Origin of the sequence: Pseudomonas sp. JV245A, from assembly GCF_032424515.1 — a bacterium.
GTDB lineage: Bacteria > Pseudomonadota > Gammaproteobacteria > Pseudomonadales > Pseudomonadaceae > Aquipseudomonas > Aquipseudomonas protegens.
This window is the reverse complement of record NZ_VYKE01000480.1, coordinates 1-670: the sequence shown is the minus strand read 5'-3', so window position 1 is coordinate 670 and position 670 is coordinate 1. Positions and strand designations below refer to the sequence as shown.

Below are 670 nucleotides of genomic sequence, written 5' to 3'. Positions count from 1 at the left end.
CCGAGCGCCTGCAGGGCCATCATGCGCAATTGCTGCTGATGCGTGGCGGCGCCGAGCCGGGTAACCCGCGCCAGCCAGCAGGGCCCGAGGCCGACCAGCGCGCCCGACAGTTGCAGGCGCAGCTGGCCCAGGTGCCGGGGTTGGCCCTGGACTACCACAGTTTTGAAACACTCAGCCATGGCCAAACCCTGGCGGCCTCGTTGCACTACGTGCTGGAGCGGCTCTACCTATCGGCGGCCAAGGACTGAAAACCCTGCGCCCGAGTGCAAGGCCCGGGCCGCGAGTTCCAGCGCAAGAGACAGGGTGCAAGCCTTGGGGCGGCGGGCTAATCTGCCGCTCGCCCCGCCACTTGTTCCGGATCGCCAATGCCCACCTGCCCCGCCACTCGTTTTCTTGCCGCACTGGATGCCGACTGGGCCGCGCTGATCGCCGCCGTCGGCCCCTGCCTGCACCAGCCCCGCCCGGAGCGCGAGCCTTATCAGGCGCTGGTGCGCGCGGTGGCCTACCAGCAACTGCATGCCCGCGCGGGCGACGCGATACTCGGCCGCCTGCGCGCTTTGTTTCCCGGGCAGGACTTCCCCACGCCCGGGCAACTGGCCGCTGCCAGCCTGGAGAGCCTGCGCGGCTGCGGCTTTTCCGCACGCAAGGTAGCGACCCTGCAGGGCATCGC

At 70.1% G+C, this 670-nt stretch carries 2 pseudogenes; both read left to right on the top strand.

What is annotated here, in order from left to right:
- Positions 1 to 248: pseudogene (locus F6S12_RS32570) on the top strand (alpha/beta hydrolase); the annotation flags it as partial.
- 117 nt (positions 249 to 365) lie between these two features.
- Positions 366 to 670: pseudogene (locus F6S12_RS32565) on the top strand (DNA-3-methyladenine glycosylase 2 family protein); the annotation flags it as partial.